The 15,903-nt window shown below is 45.9% G+C and carries 17 protein-coding genes; 12 read left to right on the plus strand and 5 right to left on the minus strand.

Features of this window, described 5'->3' with window-relative positions; all coding sequences use genetic code 11:
• Positions 1–136: 136 nt before the first annotated feature.
• From BM243_RS06505 to dhaL, 5 genes are all read left to right on the plus strand, one after another.
• A complete protein-coding gene (locus tag BM243_RS06505; RefSeq protein ID WP_074911594.1) occupies positions 137–1,711 on the plus strand; it encodes a DEAD/DEAH box helicase in 1,575 nt (524 codons plus the stop codon).
• A gap of 271 nt (positions 1,712–1,982) precedes the next feature.
• Entirely contained in the window at positions 1,983–2,177 is a 195-nt protein-coding gene (locus BM243_RS06515; protein ID WP_143093553.1) for a hypothetical protein, read from the plus strand.
• Positions 2,178–2,282: 105 nt separating this feature from the next.
• A complete protein-coding gene (locus BM243_RS06520) occupies positions 2,283–2,642 on the plus strand; it encodes an MmcQ/YjbR family DNA-binding protein (RefSeq protein WP_074911597.1) in 360 nt (119 codons plus the stop codon).
• A 310-nt stretch (positions 2,643–2,952) separates the two neighbouring features.
• A complete protein-coding gene (gene dhaK / locus BM243_RS06525; protein WP_074911598.1) occupies positions 2,953–3,948 on the plus strand; it encodes a dihydroxyacetone kinase subunit DhaK in 996 nt (331 codons plus the stop codon).
• Between the two features lie 24 nt (positions 3,949–3,972).
• On the plus strand, positions 3,973–4,596 hold the full coding sequence (dhaL, locus tag BM243_RS06530; RefSeq protein WP_074911599.1) for a dihydroxyacetone kinase subunit DhaL: 624 nt from the start codon (positions 3,973–3,975) through the stop codon (positions 4,594–4,596).
• 90 nt (positions 4,597–4,686) lie between these two features.
• On the opposite strand, the gene BM243_RS06535 is transcribed toward dhaL, so the two are convergent.
• Both BM243_RS06535 and BM243_RS06540 read right to left on the minus strand, forming a co-directional pair.
• Positions 4,687–5,052 (minus strand): RidA family protein, encoded by a 366-nt coding sequence (locus BM243_RS06535; protein WP_074911600.1) that lies wholly within the window; start codon positions 5,050–5,052, stop codon positions 4,687–4,689.
• Between the two features lie 76 nt (positions 5,053–5,128).
• Positions 5,129–6,028 carry a DMT family transporter gene (locus BM243_RS06540; protein ID WP_074911601.1) on the minus strand — a complete coding sequence of 300 codons (900 nt, stop codon included), beginning with the start codon at positions 6,026–6,028 and terminating at the stop codon, positions 5,129–5,131.
• A gap of 171 nt (positions 6,029–6,199) precedes the next feature.
• Between BM243_RS06540 and BM243_RS06545 the strand changes: the two genes are divergently transcribed.
• The gene (locus tag BM243_RS06545; protein WP_177213473.1) at positions 6,200–7,147 is read left to right on the plus strand and encodes a D-2-hydroxyacid dehydrogenase; all 948 of its coding nucleotides are present in this window, start codon (positions 6,200–6,202) and stop codon (positions 7,145–7,147) included.
• 82 nt (positions 7,148–7,229) lie between these two features.
• Here the strand turns inward: BM243_RS06545 and BM243_RS06550 are convergent, their stop codons facing one another.
• Positions 7,230–7,550 (minus strand): putative heavy metal-binding protein, encoded by a 321-nt coding sequence (locus BM243_RS06550; protein ID WP_031575158.1) that lies wholly within the window; start codon positions 7,548–7,550, stop codon positions 7,230–7,232.
• A 229-nt stretch (positions 7,551–7,779) separates the two neighbouring features.
• On the opposite strand from BM243_RS06550, the gene BM243_RS06555 reads away from it, so the two are divergent.
• Together BM243_RS06555 and BM243_RS06560 are read left to right on the plus strand one after the other, a co-directional pair.
• Entirely contained in the window at positions 7,780–8,676 is an 897-nt protein-coding gene (locus BM243_RS06555) for a tRNA 2-thiocytidine biosynthesis TtcA family protein (RefSeq protein ID WP_074911602.1), read from the plus strand.
• A gap of 76 nt (positions 8,677–8,752) precedes the next feature.
• A complete protein-coding gene (locus BM243_RS06560) occupies positions 8,753–9,145 on the plus strand; it encodes an arsenate reductase/protein-tyrosine-phosphatase family protein (RefSeq protein ID WP_074911603.1) in 393 nt (130 codons plus the stop codon).
• A 93-nt stretch (positions 9,146–9,238) separates the two neighbouring features.
• On the opposite strand, the gene BM243_RS06565 is transcribed toward BM243_RS06560, so the two are convergent.
• On the minus strand, positions 9,239–10,075 hold the full coding sequence (locus BM243_RS06565) for an aldo/keto reductase (RefSeq protein ID WP_074911604.1): 837 nt from the start codon (positions 10,073–10,075) through the stop codon (positions 9,239–9,241).
• Between the two features lie 180 nt (positions 10,076–10,255).
• Between BM243_RS06565 and mgsA the strand changes: the two genes are divergently transcribed.
• From mgsA to BM243_RS06580, 3 genes are all read left to right on the plus strand, one after another.
• A complete protein-coding gene (mgsA, locus tag BM243_RS06570; protein WP_074911605.1) occupies positions 10,256–10,645 on the plus strand; it encodes a methylglyoxal synthase in 390 nt (129 codons plus the stop codon).
• Between the two features lie 262 nt (positions 10,646–10,907).
• Positions 10,908–12,014, plus strand: a complete 1,107-nt coding sequence (locus BM243_RS06575) for an NAD/NADP-dependent octopine/nopaline dehydrogenase family protein (RefSeq protein ID WP_177213474.1) — start codon at positions 10,908–10,910, stop codon at positions 12,012–12,014.
• The gene (locus BM243_RS06580) at positions 12,011–13,654 is read left to right on the plus strand and encodes a cobalamin-dependent protein (protein WP_207646171.1); all 1,644 of its coding nucleotides are present in this window, start codon (positions 12,011–12,013) and stop codon (positions 13,652–13,654) included. Before BM243_RS06575 ends, BM243_RS06580 begins: the two co-directional genes overlap by 4 nt.
• Before the next feature lie 90 nt (positions 13,655–13,744).
• On the opposite strand, the gene BM243_RS06585 is transcribed toward BM243_RS06580, so the two are convergent.
• Positions 13,745–13,948, minus strand: a complete 204-nt coding sequence (locus tag BM243_RS06585) for a PspC domain-containing protein (protein WP_074911607.1) — start codon at positions 13,946–13,948, stop codon at positions 13,745–13,747.
• A gap of 186 nt (positions 13,949–14,134) precedes the next feature.
• On the opposite strand from BM243_RS06585, the gene BM243_RS06590 reads away from it, so the two are divergent.
• Complete coding sequence (locus tag BM243_RS06590; RefSeq protein WP_074911608.1) at positions 14,135–15,880, plus strand: phosphoenolpyruvate carboxykinase (ATP); 1,746 nt, start codon at positions 14,135–14,137, stop codon at positions 15,878–15,880.
• The last annotated feature ends 23 nt before the right edge of the window (positions 15,881–15,903 follow it).

Raw genomic sequence — 15,903 nt, forward strand, 5'->3', positions numbered from 1 at the left:
ATAATACATCAGTGGTTTAGGATAGTACATAAATTTTAAAGAAGTTTCGATTATCAACACCTTGCAGCGCACAAACTGCGAGGTTTTTTTATGGAGTCAGCACAGAAAAAGAAAATCTAAAGGAAAAGAGGTATATATGGAAGAAATTAAATTTGTTCAGTTGGGATTAAGTGAAGCGGTGGAAAAAGGAATCGCAGCCATGGGTTACGAGGTGCCTTCTGACATCCAAAGAGAAGTTATTCCAATCATTCTGGAAGGCAAAGATGTCATTGGACAGGCCCAGACCGGAACCGGAAAGACTCTGGCCTTCTCAGCACCAATGCTCAGCATGATGGAGAAGAAGAGCAGTGTCAGTGCCATCATTTTGGCACCCACAAGAGAACTGGCGATGCAGGTCAGCGAAGAAATCGAGAGAATTGCAAAATTCACTGGATTCAAGCACTTGGCTGTATACGGCGGTTCCAGCATTGACAATCAGATCAGAACCCTAAGAAGAGGCGTAGACATCGTTGTAGGAACGCCTGGTAGAGTCATTGACCTCATGGAACGTAAAGTACTGAAGCTTCAGGATGTGGATTTCCTGGTGCTGGATGAAGCAGATGAAATGCTCAACATGGGCTTTGTGGAAGACATCGAAAAGATCATGGCAGGAACCAGCGCGGAAAAGCAGACCATGCTGTTCTCAGCGACCATGCCAGATGAATACAAGAGACTTTCCAAGAAGTACATGAGTGAAGACCGTGTGCACATCAAGATTGCGGTAAACTCCATGACCGTTTCCACCGTATCACAGTACTATTATGAAGTGCGTGAACAGTACCGTCTGGAAACTTTGTGCAGAATCATGGATACCGAAGATATGGAATCTGTACTTGTGTTCTGCAGAACCAAGCGTGGCGTGGATGACCTGGTCACAAGTCTTGGAGAAAGAGGCTATAACGCTGCAGGTATGCATGGCGATATGACACAGAATGTAAGAATTGCAACGCTTAAGAAGTTCAAAGAACGTAAGCTGAAGTTCCTGGTGGCAACGGATGTGGCTGCAAGAGGAATTGACATCGACAACCTGTCCCACGTAGTGAACTATGACCTGCCACAGGACATTGAATCCTATGTACATAGAATCGGAAGAACCGGACGTGCCAAGAGAGAAGGAATTGCCTACTCTTTAGTCAGTGGAAGAGAAATCGGATTCCTGAGACAGATTGAAAAGGTCACAAAGAGCAAGATCGTGAAGCGTGATATTCCAACCGTAGAAGACATCTTCAAGGCAAAGAATGACCGTTTCAAGGATAAGGTTGTGGCAGAGCTGTCACAAAAGGGCTACGAGAGATTCTATCCCATCATCGAAGAGCTGAAAGAGACCTTCAATGTGGAAGACATCGCAGCGGCTCTTATGCATTCCCTCTATAAGGATGAGCTGAGCTTTGACTATAAAGTGAATGTGCTGGAAGCACCAAAGAAGTACGTAAGACTCTTTGTCACCGTAGGGTCCATGGATAAGCTCACACCAAAGAAGCTCATTGACTTCATCACCTACAATACAAAGTTAAAGCCAGACAGCATTGGCACCGTCGACATCATGACAAAGTTCAGCTTTGTGGATGTATTGCAGGGTGCAGAACGTGAAATCGTCGAGAATCTCAATGGCAAGAAACTTTCAGGCAGAAAAGCGAAGTTTGAAGTAGCTGCTCAGAAGAGAAGAAGATAAGTTTTAAGAAAGGATCTCAAATCCACGATGGGTTTTAGGTTCTTTCTTTTTTTTACTTTTGTCTGAAATCCAATTGAAAAATGAACTGCTGCCTGAGATTCCGGTATAATAGAAGTATAGTACTGCTGAAGCGGGTTTTCCGGTTTCTCATGGAATCTGTACATAAAGAGATGGAGGAACCCCTAATCTGAACGCATAGAAAGAAATGCTGTTGGTAAAACCAAAAAGAAGGAAGAGATCACAACCAAGATCATGGAGGAAAGATGCGCTGATGAAAAGAAAATTATCCCTTCTGTTTTTCTGGCTTTTTGTTGCTTTTGTGGCAATAGAAGTCTACTACAAGTTTGATGGGACCTTGGGCTTTCTAGTGGTTCTTTTTGCCACATGGTCGCTCTTGGCTGCCATATTTTTGGGCGGATATCTGAAAGAGGCGGTAGAGGTCATTCTTGATTTTTTCCTTGGCTGATGGCATAGGTGAAAGAAAGCTGCTGTCAAAGGAATGGAGAGAATATTGATGCAGATGGATACGGCAAGAAAGAACAGCGGAGAGCTTAAAGGAGGATAGGGCCAGATGAATCGGAAACAAGTGCTGGACTATATCAGGGAAGAGTATGAAGTGCTGCCGGACTATCCATTTCTCAAAAGTCCTGAGCATGCAGTGTTTCGTCATAAAAGGAGCAGAAAGTGGTTTGGGCTTCTCCTGAAAGTACCAGGAAGTAAGCTTGGTCTGTCTCAGGATCTTCCTGTGGATGTGCTTAATGTGAAGTGCGACCCTGAACTTACTCCTGTCCTGAGAAGCCAGCCAGGAATCTATCTTGCATACCATATGAATAAGAACCACTGGATCTCTATCCTCCTGGATGGCACTGTAGCGACGAAGGAAGTGAAGCAGCTTCTTCAAGCAAGTTATCATCTCACGAAAGAGACATAAAATTCACAGAAAAATATCCACTTCACCGAGCGGTTTTTCAATAGATAAAACAAAGACATCACAATCTGTCATGTTCGAGAAATGAACATCTGCAGAAGGAAAACAGCAAAACCCATTGTCTAGTGGAGTGATACCTGAAAACAATTGGTTAATTATGCTAAATATTAATGAAATATTTACCTAAAGAGAATTGACTTTGTTCATCAATGGTTTCACAATGTACGTATAGGGTTCAAATACTAGATGGGAAGACTGTCTAGTTTTATTTGCACTTTGAAGTAAAGGTTTACAAATATCCAAGGAGGGTAACATGAAAAAAGTAATCAACAATCCAAACAATGTCGTCGACGAACTGCTGATGGGTATGGTGTACGCACATCCAGACCACGTAAGAAAACTGGATGGGTTTGAAGTCCTTGTGAGAAAGAATTCCCCAGTGGAAGGAAAAGTAGCCCTTGTAAGTGGTGGAGGATCTGGACATGAGCCATCTCATGGCGGATTCGTAGGAAAAGGAATGCTGGACGGCGCAGTAGCCGGAGCAGTTTTCACCTCCCCAACTCCAGACCAGGTATTTGAAGCTGTGAAAGCCGTCACAGGCCCTAAGGGATGTCTTCTCATCGTGAAGAACTACACCGGAGACATCATGAACTTTGAAATGGCCAAGGAAATGGCAGAAGCAGAAGATCTGAAAGTAGATTATGTAGTGGTCAATGATGACGTAGCTGTAGAGGACTCCACCTGGACCACAGGAAGAAGAGGAATCGCAGGTACCGTTCTTGTTCATAAGATTGCAGGCGCAAAGGCTGAAACAGGCGCAGAGCTTCCAGAAGTAAAAGCTGTGGCTGAAAAAGTCATCAAGAATGTAAGATCCATGGGTCTTGCACTGTCACCATGTATTGTGCCAGCAGCTGGAAAACCAAACTTCACTTTAGGTGAGGATGAAATGGAAGTAGGTATGGGTATCCACGGCGAGCCAGGAACCCACAGAGAAAGCCTGAAGAGCGCAGATGAGATGGTAGACCATCTGGTAGGAAAGATCCTGGCAGACATCGACTATACCGGCAGCGAAGTGGTTGTTCTTGTCAATGGCCTTGCTTCCACACCACTCATGGAGCTCTATATTGTCAACAAGAGAGTTCATGAGATCTTAGCAGAAAAAGGAATCAAAGTATACAAGTCCATGGTGGGAGAATATATGACATCCCTTGAAATGGCTGGATTCTCTGTGACTCTTCTCAAACTGGATGATGAACTGAAGGAACTCTTTGATGCTCCAGCAGATACACCAGCTCTGAAGTCTCTATAATTTACTGCAAGGAGGACACGTATTATGGCAAATGCACAAAAGGTAAAGGAAGTCATCCTGGCCGTAGGTCAGGTGATTGAAGAAAAGAAACTGTTTCTGACACAGCTGGATGCCGCCATCGGCGATGGAGACCATGGCCTCAATATGGCGAAGGGATTTGGTGCGGCAAAGGAGAAGCTGGAAGCTTCTGAGATGGCTACACCATCAGATGTGATGAAGGCAGTGGGCATGGCCCTGATCTCCAAGGTGGGCGGTGCTGCAGGTCCTCTTTATGGAACTGCATTTATGAATGCGGGCAAAGCCGTTGCCGGCAAGGAAGACATCACTCTGGAAGATTTTCAGGCGATGCTGGAAGCAGGTCTTGATGGCGTAAAGGCCAGAGGCAAAGCGACTGTGGGAGAGAAAACCATGGTGGATGCTCTGGAGCCAGCGCTGGAAGCTTTGAAGGCAGCCATTTCAAACGGTTCCTCCACAAGAGAAGCACTCGATGCGGCAGTAGAAGCAGCGGGGAAAGGCGTGGAATACACCAAGACCATCATTGCGACCAAAGGAAGAGCTTCCTATCTGGGAGAACGTTCCATCGGTCATGAAGATCCTGGCGCCATGTCCTCCTATGTGATCCTGCAGACCATCGCGGATCAGTTTTAACTAAAAAAGCAAGAGTAGAGACTGCACTCTGGAAGACGCATCCAGAATGCAGTGCTCTACTCTTTTTTTGTGCTGATTCTTTATGGGATGTCACCCTTTGAAAGCCACGTCATCCAGCTGGAATAGAAGACCTTCTTCGCCGCCCCGATGGGCAAACTCTGTCTGAATGGACTTTCGTGCAGGGTATTTACCGTGGAACCTTTCTTTGATGATTCTTTCCATGACAGGGATGTTCCAGACATCCCGGAAAAGACAGTCTATTTTCACCACGGATTCCAATGTGAGACCAATGGTCTTCAAGCGGCTTTCAAGGTGATCGAAGGCTCCCTGTATCTGGGCTTCAATGGGCTGCCCGATGTTCCCCACGCAGTAGCCGATGAAAGCGAAATCCCCTGCTTCCACAATGCCGGCATGGGCCCAGTCTTCATGAATATCGGTTCGTATAATTTCTCTCATAGTATGATGCTCCTTTTATAGTAGTTGATGGAGAAGAATTGAAGGATATAGGAGAAAGAAAACCAAGCAGACAGTGCTACTTTCTGCCGGATAAGGTAATGCCGAGGACCCCAAGAAGAATCAGAAGGCTGCCGATGATCTCATAGAAAAACAGCGTCTCATTTAAGAGTACTACTCCGGCAAAAATGGACACGAAGGTGCCCAGATGATGGAAGACGCTCATGGTGGAAGCCTCCAGCTTTGTGAGGGAGAAGTTTGTCAGCATGGAGGAAAAGAGCGTGGAGGGAATCCCAAGAAAGAGAATGGGAAAAAGGTAGCGATAGGTGCCCAAAGCCATCTTGTAGGAGCCCAAAGAGGGTCCCAGTCCCATTCGGATAAACAGAGCACCATTGAAAAAGATGAAACCGGCAAAGACGGCCATGACCGTGATCTTCAGATATCCAAGGCTTCTTGCATATTTTCTCACAAGAATGAAATTCGCAGCAGAAGAAAAACTGGAGAAGAGAAGAAAGGCATATCCCAGTACACTGGAGGCTTCGAAGCTGATGCCCTTATGAAAGGAAATGTAGAGGATCCCTGAGAGGGAGAGGAGAAGAAAAAAGATTTTCTTCTGGTCCACCTTCTCTTTTAAGAGCAGGGCAGCCAGGACCATGGTGAAGAGCGGTGTGGTTGCCTGGATGATGGAGGCCAGGGAACTCTGCACACTGGTGAGTCCAATGATCTGCAATAGGAAAAATAGAATGGGATAGAAAATGGAAAAGGGAAGAAACTTCAGGAAGTCCTCCCGGGTGATTTTTAAGGGCAGCACCTTCAAAAGAAGAAGCACCGCAGAAAAAGCTGCCGCTGCGGTGAACCTGTGGGCCAGGACCTCCAAAGGGGAAGCAAAGGAAAGGGCAATCTTACTGAAGTAAAAAGAAAAACCAACGATGAGGGACATGCTGACCGCTGCCAGATAGCCCGATTTTTTACTCTGCATTGTAAAGTATCCTCCGGTAATCTATGAATTATTACTATTATAGGCTACTTTATGGAAAAACTGTGAACTTTTTTTGCGGGTATATGAAGAATGGAATAACTAGGGGAAAGTTTTGAGGAAAGTCAGAGAAACTATGTTAAAATAGTAGAAAAGTTCTGGAGGGAAATGAAGATGATCATCAACTGTATGCCAAGATCGGTCCTGTCCCAAGAAGAAGCGGATCTTCTCAGGGAACTCTCTTCTGAAGAGATTGTAGACCTTGAAAAGATGTCAGACGCGGAAAGTTTTTATGAGAAGGTGGAAGCCGTGATTCCTCCTTTCAGGTATAAAGCGGAAGATCTGATGCCCATGAAAAACCTCAAATGGGTGCAGTCCTTTTCCGCTGGGGTCAACACCCATCCTCTTTCTTATCTGAAGGAGAATGAAATCGTCTTAACCAATACCCGTGGGGTTCACGCCCCACAGATGACAGACCACATCATGGGCATGATCCTGGCGTTTTCCAGGGACTTTCTGCCCGCCATAAGGCATCAGAAAGAAAGGCGCTGGTCTCATGAGTACCGGCTCACAGAGCTTCGGGGAAAAGAACTTCTCATTGTAGGGGCAGGAAGCATCGGACAGCTTCTGGCGAAGAAAGCCAAAGCCTTTGATATGACTGTGGTGGGACTGAAAAGAACGCCAGAGGAGCTGCAGGATTTTGACCAGGTGCTGCCTTTAGAGCACATGCTTTCGGCCATGGAAACGGCAGATTATATTGTCATCCTGGCACCCCTCACCAAAGACACCAGAGGTATGGTGGGAGAAGAGGCATTCCAGAGAATGAAGAAAGAAGCAGTGCTCATAAACCTAGGAAGAGGTCCACTGGTGGAGGAGGAAGCTCTCATCAGGGCGCTGGCAGAAGGCAGAATCCGTGGAGCAGGTCTTGATGTATTCCACAAAGAGCCGCTGCCGGAAGAGAGTCCACTGTGGGATCTTGAGAATGTGCTCCTCACCCCCCATCTTGGAGGCTTCAGCGATGGGACAAACAGACGGGCTGTAGAGCTCATGGCAGAAAATATCAAGCGTTTTAGACAAGGAGAGAAGCTTCAGAATGTAGTGGATCTTCATTTAGGATATTAGCATCTTGAAAAGCAAAAAAGAAGGAGTCTCCATGGTCATGGACAAACTCCTTCTTTCTCTTTGCAGGGATTCAGCTTCTTAGTTATTCTACAACCACAGCGGTGCCTGAAGCGGTGACCATGAGCATTCCGTTGGACTGACCCAAGGTCTCATAATCGATCTTCACACCTACCACGGCATTGGCGCCCAGGCTGTAGGCTCTTTCTTCCAGTTCTCTTAACGCATTGATTCTGGCATCGATGAGCTCGCTTTCATAGGTTTTGCTTCTTCCGCCAAAGAGGTCGGAAAGACCAGCGGTGAAATCCTTGATGAAATTGACACCGGAGATGACTTCGCCAAAGACAATTCCTTTATAAGCAATGATTCTCTTTCCATCGACAGCATTGGTTGTTGTGATAATCATATTTTTTTCCTCCATCTTTTACTATTGATATCATTATAGTCCTGTTTTTGTGACTTGAGCGGGTTTTAATATATTTTTAACGAAAAAGGACATTTTTCACCGGGGGTGAAGACCTTTACCCCTTGAGCCACATGGTTTTTTATAAAATAAACTATTGCAGGGGAAGATTTTGTGCTATAATTTAACACTGTATTCCAATGAATGATTTTAATAAGAGGTGTAGATAGATATGAGTATAGCAGGAGAAGGTTGTGAGATTCTCGTTCCTTTCAGCGAGCGGAAGACGCTGCAGGAGATTGAGAGAAGCCTCACCACCACCTATAAGAAAAATGTGTGGGGGAAGTTCATCAAAGCCATCAATGACTACAATCTCGTGGAAGAGGGAGACAAGGTGGCCGTGGCCATCTCTGGTGGAAAGGACAGCCTCATTTTAGCGAAGCTTTTTCAGGAACTGAAAAAGCACAAGAAGGTGGACTTTGAAGTGGAGTTCATCGCCATGGACCCAGGGTACCACAAGGAGATCCGAAAACTTCTGGAGGAAAACTGCAAATTCCTGGAGATTCCCGTGAAGATCTATGAGTCCGGTATTTTCAATGTCATAGACAAGATTGCACAGGATTATCCCTGCTACATGTGTGCCCGAATGAGAAGAGGATCCCTTTATGAGTATGCCCAGAGCCTTGGCTGCAACAAGCTGGCCCTTGGCCATCATTTCAATGATGTCATCGAGACCGTGATGCTGAACGTCATCTATGGTGGAACCTTCAAGTCCATGCTGCCGAAGTTGAAGGCGCAGAACTTTGAAAATATGGAGATCATCCGTCCCATGTATCTCATTGAAGAGGACAACATCAAAAACTGGATTCAGAGTGCCGGTATCTGGCCTCTCAACTGTGCCTGCATGGTGGCTGCGAAGAAGATCGGCAACAAGCGCTACGAGATCCGCGAACTCATCAAGAATCTCAAAGCCCAGAACAAAGATGTGGACAAGTGCATCTTCAGATCCCAGGAGAACATCCAGATGGACTCCGTGGTGGGCTGGAGAGACAAAAAAGGGGAAAAGCATTCCTACCTGGACTATTACGATGATGACGCCATGATGTTTGACGATCCAAGTGACTTCTAGAATAGTGGAGATGGAACTCTTTCTATGATAAAATCAGAGAAAGAAGAAAAGGAAACAGAGAAGGAGAGAATGGACAATGAAAATGGCATTTGTTTGTAATGGAAGCAGTGCACGCGCACAGATGGCAGCAGCCATCGGAAGAGAATTCTTCAAAGACGCAGAGATTTCTGCAGTGGGAAGCCTGGAAGGGGAAACCTTAGACCCTATGGTCACCAAGGTGCTTTCTGAAGACGGCATCTCCACAGAGAACCTGACGCTGAAAACACTGTTTGATATGGACTTTGATCTGGATTATGCGCTCATCGTGGGCTGCGATGAAGGCGGATGCCCTCTGGTGTTTGCAGACAAGGTCGTCGAATGGGACTTTATCACAAACCTGAAGGATCAGGGGGAAGAGGCCTATGTGGAAGCCAAGAACCAGCTGAAGGAAGAAATCAAGAAGTTCTATATGGAGACCTTTGCTTCCTAATTTTAAAAAAGATTCCGTACCGCAAAAGAAGGTGCATCCCTAATGTTTGGGATGCACCTTCTTCAATTCTTACGGTATCAGTGTTTTAAAAGGCTATTCAAAGCCGTTCATCATGGTGTCGGGATCTGCACTGAGTCTCTTGTTCTCATTCATGCCGTCGATCTGCGCCATATCTTCCTGTGACAGCTCAAAATCAAAGATGCTGATGTTTTCCTTGATTCTGGATGGAGTGACGGATTTTGGAATGGCCAGAACTCCATTCTGGAAATGCCATCTCAAGATGATCTGAGCTGGGGACTTTCCGTATTTTTCAGAAAGAGCCACAAGTACAGGGGCTGCCAGATCTTCTTTACCCTGCATAAGAGGTCCCCAGGCTTCCACCTGAATGCCTCTGTCTCTGCAGTAGTCTCTGATGGCCTTCTGGTTCATGAGAGGATGCAGCTCAATCTGGTTCATGGCAGGAATGATCTTGGTTTCTGCCATCAGCTTCTCCAGATGATGGATGTGGAAGTTGCAGACACCGATGGCTCGGACCTTTTTCTCCTGAAGAAGCTTCTCCAGGGCTTTATAGGACTCCACATATTTGTCTTTTCCTGGCCAGTGTACAAGATAAAGATCCACGTAGTCTGTGCCAAGTTTCTCCAGGCTCACTTCAAAGGCTCTAAATGCGCTTTCATACCCCTGGTCGGAGTTCCAGAGCTTTGTGGTGAGGAAAATCTCTTCTCTTGGAATACCGCTGTCTTTTAAAGCTCTTCCGACACCTTCCTCATTGCCGTAGATGGCCGCGGTGTCGATGAGCCGATAGCCTGCTTTTAATGCTTCAAGTACAGAAGTGTAGACTTCGTCCCCTTCTTTTACTTTAAAAACACCAAAGCCAACGCTGGGGATGTCAATCCCGTTATTCAGTTTCCATATTGGAATATTTGACATAAAATAGCCTCCTTACTGCTTTTTCTTCGATACTTCCATTATACCCAAATAGAAAAGAGATAGATGAAAATATTGTAAATCTTCTGAGGGACCAGAACAGTTTTTCCCTGAAAAGAACGGTCTTCTCTGTGCTATAATCAGAGTGATGAAGACATTTGCAGTTTAAAGGAGAGAAGAAAGATGAATGGAGCCCTCATAGCCCATGACAACATGAAAGACGATATGGTGCTTTTTGCCCAGAAGCACCGGGAGATTCTCAGCAAGTTTACGTTATATGCCACAGGAACCACCGGAAAAAGACTCATTGATGAAACAGGACTTCCTGTAAACAGGCTGCAGTCCGGTCCCATTGGCGGAGACCAGCAGATTGGAGCCCTCATTGCAGCGGGACAGATTCATTTTGTCATCTTCCTGAGAGACCCATTGACCGCCCAGCCCCATGAACCGGATGTGCAGGCTCTGCTCCGTCTTTGTGATGTGCATAAGATTCCCTTTGCCACCAACATCACCACAGCGGAAATCATGATTTCCTATCTGAACCGTCTCATTGGAGACCATAAACTGAAATAGACCCTTTCTAAATAGATTCCCTCCATCAAAGGCAGCTCAGGCTTCTTCCAGGTGGAGGGTTTTACTATGTGAAAAAATCGGTACAAAAGCTAAAAATATGTAAACTCACGAAAATTTAAGGTTTAGTGAAGTCCTCATAAAGTATAATGAAGTACAAACACTTTTGAAGTGAAAACCATTAACTATAGATAAAATGTCAACAAAATATGAACAAAAGCTCAATAATGACAAAAACACGGTCAGAATAAGGGAGGGAAAAAAGATGAAAGTGGCAATCATCGGATCTGGCAACTCAGGCCTTGCCATGGCAGCCCATATGAGTTTTACAGGAAATAAAGTCTATTTATGGAACCGCAGCGGTGAGCATATAGAAGAACTGGTGGAAGAAAAAACAGTGGAAGCTACAGGCGCTTTGGTTGGTACTTTTCCTCTGGAGATGGTCACAACGGATATGGGGGACGTGATTCGGGAGGCCAAAGCGGTTTTTGTCACGACACCCGCCACATCTCACCATGACCTGGCAAGGCTCATGGCGCCGCATCTGACGGATGGGCATATCGTGGTGCTGAATCCAGGCAGAACCTTTGGAGCTGTAGATTTTAAAGATGAGCTTCTGAAGCACGGTAATTTTCATCAGGTGGATATCCTGGAAACCCAGACCATCATCTACACCTGCAGAAAAGTCACCCCGAGAAAGGTAAACATCATAGCGCTGAAGAAAGATGTCCTCATATCCACCTTTGCCGGCATCGATCTTCCTGAAATTTTGACAAGGCTTCCAGATGAACTCAATAGGTTCTATGTTCCAGCAGAAAGTATGGTAGAGACCTCCATTGGAAATGTGGGCATGATCTTTCACTGTGCGCCCATGCTCCTTAATACGGGCTGGGTAGAGTCTGGACATAAGTTCCGCTATTATCGGGAAGGCATTTCCAGAACCGTGGCTGATTTTATTGAAAACATCGACAAGGAGCGTCAGGAAGTGGCAAAGCTTCTGAAGCATCCTGTGATTTCGGCCAAAGAGTGGCTGGCTCATTCCTATGGTCTGGAATGCACAAGTCTTTATGAGTGCATCCAGAACAATCCTTCCTATGGTGAGATCTTTGCGCCTGCAAATCTCAATTACCGCTATATCTACGAGGACATCCCCTTTGGGCTGGTTCCTCTGGAGAGTATGGGGAAAGATCTGGGACTTTCCATGCGCTATACAGGACTTGTCATCGATTTGGCCAATGCGCTGCTGGGAGAGAATTTCAGAGAAACCGGTAGAACTGCAGAAAAACTCCATTTTGACTATAAGGACCTCATGAGAGGTGTCAGAGTGGAGGACATCGAAGAAGAGAATAAAAAAGGAGAGGATGATATTTGAAGAACAAGATGATTGTGGCCTCCATCGGCAATTGTGTCCATGCGGCAGGCATCTATAATTTCAGTGTGCTGGCAAGAAAAGAGGGCTATCAGGTGGAATATATGGGTTCAGCAGTGCCCATCAAGGAACTGGTTGGTGGAATCATCGAGTTCAAACCCCACGTGGTGGCACTAAGCTACCGTCTTTCGGAAGAGGGCGCTTATTATCTTTTGAAAGAACTGGAAGGGATCATTGGTGAGCAGGGCTTTGAGGAAATCATTTTTATTTTCGGAGGCACCGTGGAGACGGCCAAAGCCGCGAGAAAATTCTCCTACATCCGGAAAGTCTTTGACGGCAGTGAGGACATTTCAGAAAGCGTCATCTATCTTCGGAATATGGAGAAGGAGCAGTCAGAAGAAGAGATCCCACCTCAAACCCTGGGAGAGCGTATCGCCTGGAAAAAGCCTTTTCCCATCATCCGTCACCACATCGGACTGGAAACCTTAGAAGATACCTACGAGCACATCAAGATCCTTGCAGAAAGCAGGCTTCTGGATGTGATCTCTTTAGCGCCGGACCAGAATGCTCAGGAGCATTATTTCCAGCAGGAGCTGATGCCAAAAGGAGAAGACGGTGCAGGAGGGGTACCCATCAGAAATGAGGAGCATTTAAGATGGATGTATGAAGCCACCAGACGTGGAAACTATCCCATGATGCGCTGCTACTCGGGCACCAGAGATCTTTATCCTTTCTCGAAAATTCTGAAGGATACGCTGAACAATGCCTGGGCGGCCATTCCACTCACCTGGTACAGTCAGCTGGACAGGCGCTCTGACAGAGAGCTTCTTCGGGCCATCCGTGAAAACATGGAGGCCATTGCTTATAATGCTGAGCTGGGGGTCCCAGTGGAAATGAATGAATCCCATCAGTGGGCCTTAAGATACTGCTCTGATGTCATTGAAGTGGCCATCAGCGTCATCACCGCCAAAGTGGCGAAGCACCTGGGTGTGAAGGAGATGGTGATGCAGTACATGCTGGCAAATCCACCTTCCATTTCGCCTCTCATGGACCTGGCAAAGATGCAGGCGAAGATCGATCTCATGGGTGAGGAAGAGGACGAGAACTTTACAATCTACCGTATGGTGAGAACCGGACTTCTTGCCTATCCTGCGGATATGGACCAGGCCAAGGGCCTCATATCCTCCACCATGTTCTATGGCACCTTCCTGAAACCGGATATTGTCCATGTGGTGTCTTACTCCGAAGCGGTGAAAAGGGCCACCAGCGTGGAAATCCTGGAAAGCGTCCGTATGGTAAAAAAATCCATGGAAATCGCCGACAAAGGGCTTCTGGAGAATATCCATGAAGACAGACGGTTTAAAGAGAGACTGGAATTTTTGAAAAAAGAAGTACGGTATCTTCTGGGAGAAATCAGCAAGCTGAAAGATGTAGAAGATCCCCTTGTGGATCCCGAAGTGATTTATCTGGCCATCAGAGAAGGGCTTTTGGATGCACCAGGGCTGAAAGGGTTCAGTGTGGCCAAAGGAAACTTCAGGACAGAAATCCATGAAGGATATCATGTGACGGTGGACGATGATGGAAAAATCCTGGAGGAAGAGGAGAGGATCAGACGGGTCCGGGAGATGAACAGCAAAGTGTAATGTTCGTGAAATGAAGAAACAGAAAAACCTTCCTCCCCTTGTGGGAAGAAGGTTTTTTAACAGGATGAAAGATTAAAATGCCATGAAATATCAGGCATATGGAGTATCATCCTTTGGCATGATGACGGCGCAGATGATATAGAGAATGATGGATGGCCCAGGGAGAAGGGAAAACAGAAGAAATCCGACTCTCAATAGGGTGGCATCCATATTGAAGTACTCGGCAAACCCGCCAAGAACTCCGAAGAGCCAACGGTTCTGGGAAGATTTGGTCAGGGGCTTTTTCTGGTTCATATAAGATCACCTCTCTTTTCTGTTGCACTTATCATACGAAGAATAAATTAAAACAAGATAAAAATGAACGTGAAATTTTTGATAAATACATCTGTTTATGAGGTAAAATCAAAAAATCTGTTGTATACTATGTAACATAGGATAAATTACCATGTCCGACGATACAGAAGAAAAGGAGCATCTCCCATGAAAAAAGAATTTTCACTCAGCAGCGGCAAAGCAATGATCAACTTTTCAGCCAAGTACTGTGATACCATCGAAAAAATCTTGGAATCAGATTCCTTCAGAAGGGTGACGGAGACTTATCTGGAATCCATCGCCAGGAGAAATACCAAAAATTACAAGCAGCTCATGTCTCTCTATGAGGAAACCTCCATCAGAGACCTCACCGAGCGACTGGTTCAAGTGATGAAGCTTCTTACTATTTTTAGAGCAGAGGAAGTGAAAAAACTTCGGGCAGATTACAGCCCTCTTCTGGAAGATCCGGACTGGTTTGTTGCCTTCATAGAGGACTTTTACGGATTCTGGAGAAGACTGGAGCGCTACTCCATCATCCAGAACAGAAAAAATACAGAAGGACTTGCGGAAACCAGCTTCATTGAAGCCAACAACAAGTTCACAAACCTTATTCTGGAGCTCTACAGGAAGGTGGAGAAGAATGTGCTGGGCATTGAACCCAATGTCTACAGACAGGTTCCAGCCGGTGTCAATGCAGGAGTCATCCTGCAGGAGATCATCTGGCCCATTCCAAAGGGATATGAGATCCTCAGCGATATTCCCTTCATCAACACCATTCTCATGGACTCCCCCTTCATCTCCTATCCGAAGAAGAATACCAGAAGCGGGTACTTTAAAGAGACTTTTGTGAACCCCATCGAGGACTGCTACCTCAATAAGGACCACTTCTTCTGTTATCCTGCAAAGATCGGAAAACTGGTGGCCTTCCTCTATTTCCATAGAGACCTCATGGCTCATGGCATCTCTTTGTCCAATCTTTTCGAGATGGCAAGAGAAGAGGAATATGTTGGCAGAATACCAGATATTGTCTATGTGTTTGGAGGAAAAAACACAGACGAGTCCATCGGCAACGTATTTTATGACGACCATAAAAATGGCATCATGACAGGTTTTGTTCCCTACAGTGATGAAATTGACTACTTTGGCTATATGAAGAAAATGAGTCTCACCCTTCATAATCTTCTCATGATCAAGCGCGGCAATCTGCCCATCCATGGCGCCATGGTGAACATCAACATGAAAAATGGAAAGTCTGCCAATGTGGTGATCCTTGGAGATTCGGGAGCAGGAAAATCAGAATCCTTAGAAGCGCTCCGAAGCCTTTCTGAGGACCACATCAGTGATATGACCATTGTCTTTGACGATATGGGTATTTTCGCCCATGAAGATGGCACCATCGTGGGCTACGGCACTGAAATCGGCGCCTTCGTAAGACTGGATGATCTGGATCAGGGCTACGCCTTCAAGGAAATTGACCGGTCCATCTTCATGAACCCGGACAAAACCAATGCCAGACTTGTAATGCCTGTGGCTACGTATAAGGAAATCATCAAAGGATACAAAGTGGATCTCTTCCTGTATGCAAACAACTATAAAGTGCTGGAAGCTGGAGAGCCGGGCATTATATTCTTTAAGGACCAGGAGGAGGCCAAAGAAGTCTTCCGCTCTGGAAAGAGAATGGCCAAAGGCACCACCCAGGAGAATGGTCTTGTGGAGTCCTACTTCGCCAATCCCTTCGGGCCCTATCAGAAGCAGGAAGAAACGGACAAGCTTCTTGATTACTACTTTGACAAGCTCTTCTCCTACAACATCAAAGTGGGAGAAATCTACACACAGCTGGGGGTACCCGGCAAAGAAAAGAGCGGTCCTAGAGATGCGGCCATGGAGCTCTTTAAAGAAATCACCAGTTTATAAGAGAAAGAACCGGAGACCACGTG

Source organism: Proteiniclasticum ruminis, assembly GCF_900115135.1.
Classification (GTDB): Bacteria; Bacillota; Clostridia; order Clostridiales; family Clostridiaceae; genus Proteiniclasticum; species Proteiniclasticum ruminis_A.

Coding starts and splice junctions, on each gene's coding strand:
- BM243_RS06505 (WP_074911594.1), top strand. CDS start 137: ATGGAAGAAATTAAATTTGTTCAGTTGGGATTAAGTGAAGCGGTGGAA.
- BM243_RS06515 (WP_143093553.1), top strand. CDS start 1,983: ATGAAAAGAAAATTATCCCTTCTGTTTTTCTGGCTTTTTGTTGCTTTT.
- BM243_RS06520 (WP_074911597.1), top strand. CDS start 2,283: ATGAATCGGAAACAAGTGCTGGACTATATCAGGGAAGAGTATGAAGTG.
- dhaK (WP_074911598.1), top strand. CDS start 2,953: ATGAAAAAAGTAATCAACAATCCAAACAATGTCGTCGACGAACTGCTG.
- dhaL (WP_074911599.1), top strand. CDS start 3,973: ATGGCAAATGCACAAAAGGTAAAGGAAGTCATCCTGGCCGTAGGTCAG.
- BM243_RS06535 (WP_074911600.1), bottom strand. CDS start 5,052: ATGAGAGAAATTATACGAACCGATATTCATGAAGACTGGGCCCATGCC.
- BM243_RS06540 (WP_074911601.1), bottom strand. CDS start 6,028: ATGCAGAGTAAAAAATCGGGCTATCTGGCAGCGGTCAGCATGTCCCTC.
- BM243_RS06545 (WP_177213473.1), top strand. CDS start 6,200: ATGATCATCAACTGTATGCCAAGATCGGTCCTGTCCCAAGAAGAAGCG.
- BM243_RS06550 (WP_031575158.1), bottom strand. CDS start 7,550: ATGATTATCACAACAACCAATGCTGTCGATGGAAAGAGAATCATTGCT.
- BM243_RS06555 (WP_074911602.1), top strand. CDS start 7,780: ATGAGTATAGCAGGAGAAGGTTGTGAGATTCTCGTTCCTTTCAGCGAG.
- BM243_RS06560 (WP_074911603.1), top strand. CDS start 8,753: ATGAAAATGGCATTTGTTTGTAATGGAAGCAGTGCACGCGCACAGATG.
- BM243_RS06565 (WP_074911604.1), bottom strand. CDS start 10,075: ATGTCAAATATTCCAATATGGAAACTGAATAACGGGATTGACATCCCC.
- mgsA (WP_074911605.1), top strand. CDS start 10,256: ATGAATGGAGCCCTCATAGCCCATGACAACATGAAAGACGATATGGTG.
- BM243_RS06575 (WP_177213474.1), top strand. CDS start 10,908: ATGAAAGTGGCAATCATCGGATCTGGCAACTCAGGCCTTGCCATGGCA.
- BM243_RS06585 (WP_074911607.1), bottom strand. CDS start 13,948: ATGAACCAGAAAAAGCCCCTGACCAAATCTTCCCAGAACCGTTGGCTC.
- BM243_RS06590 (WP_074911608.1), top strand. CDS start 14,135: ATGAAAAAAGAATTTTCACTCAGCAGCGGCAAAGCAATGATCAACTTT.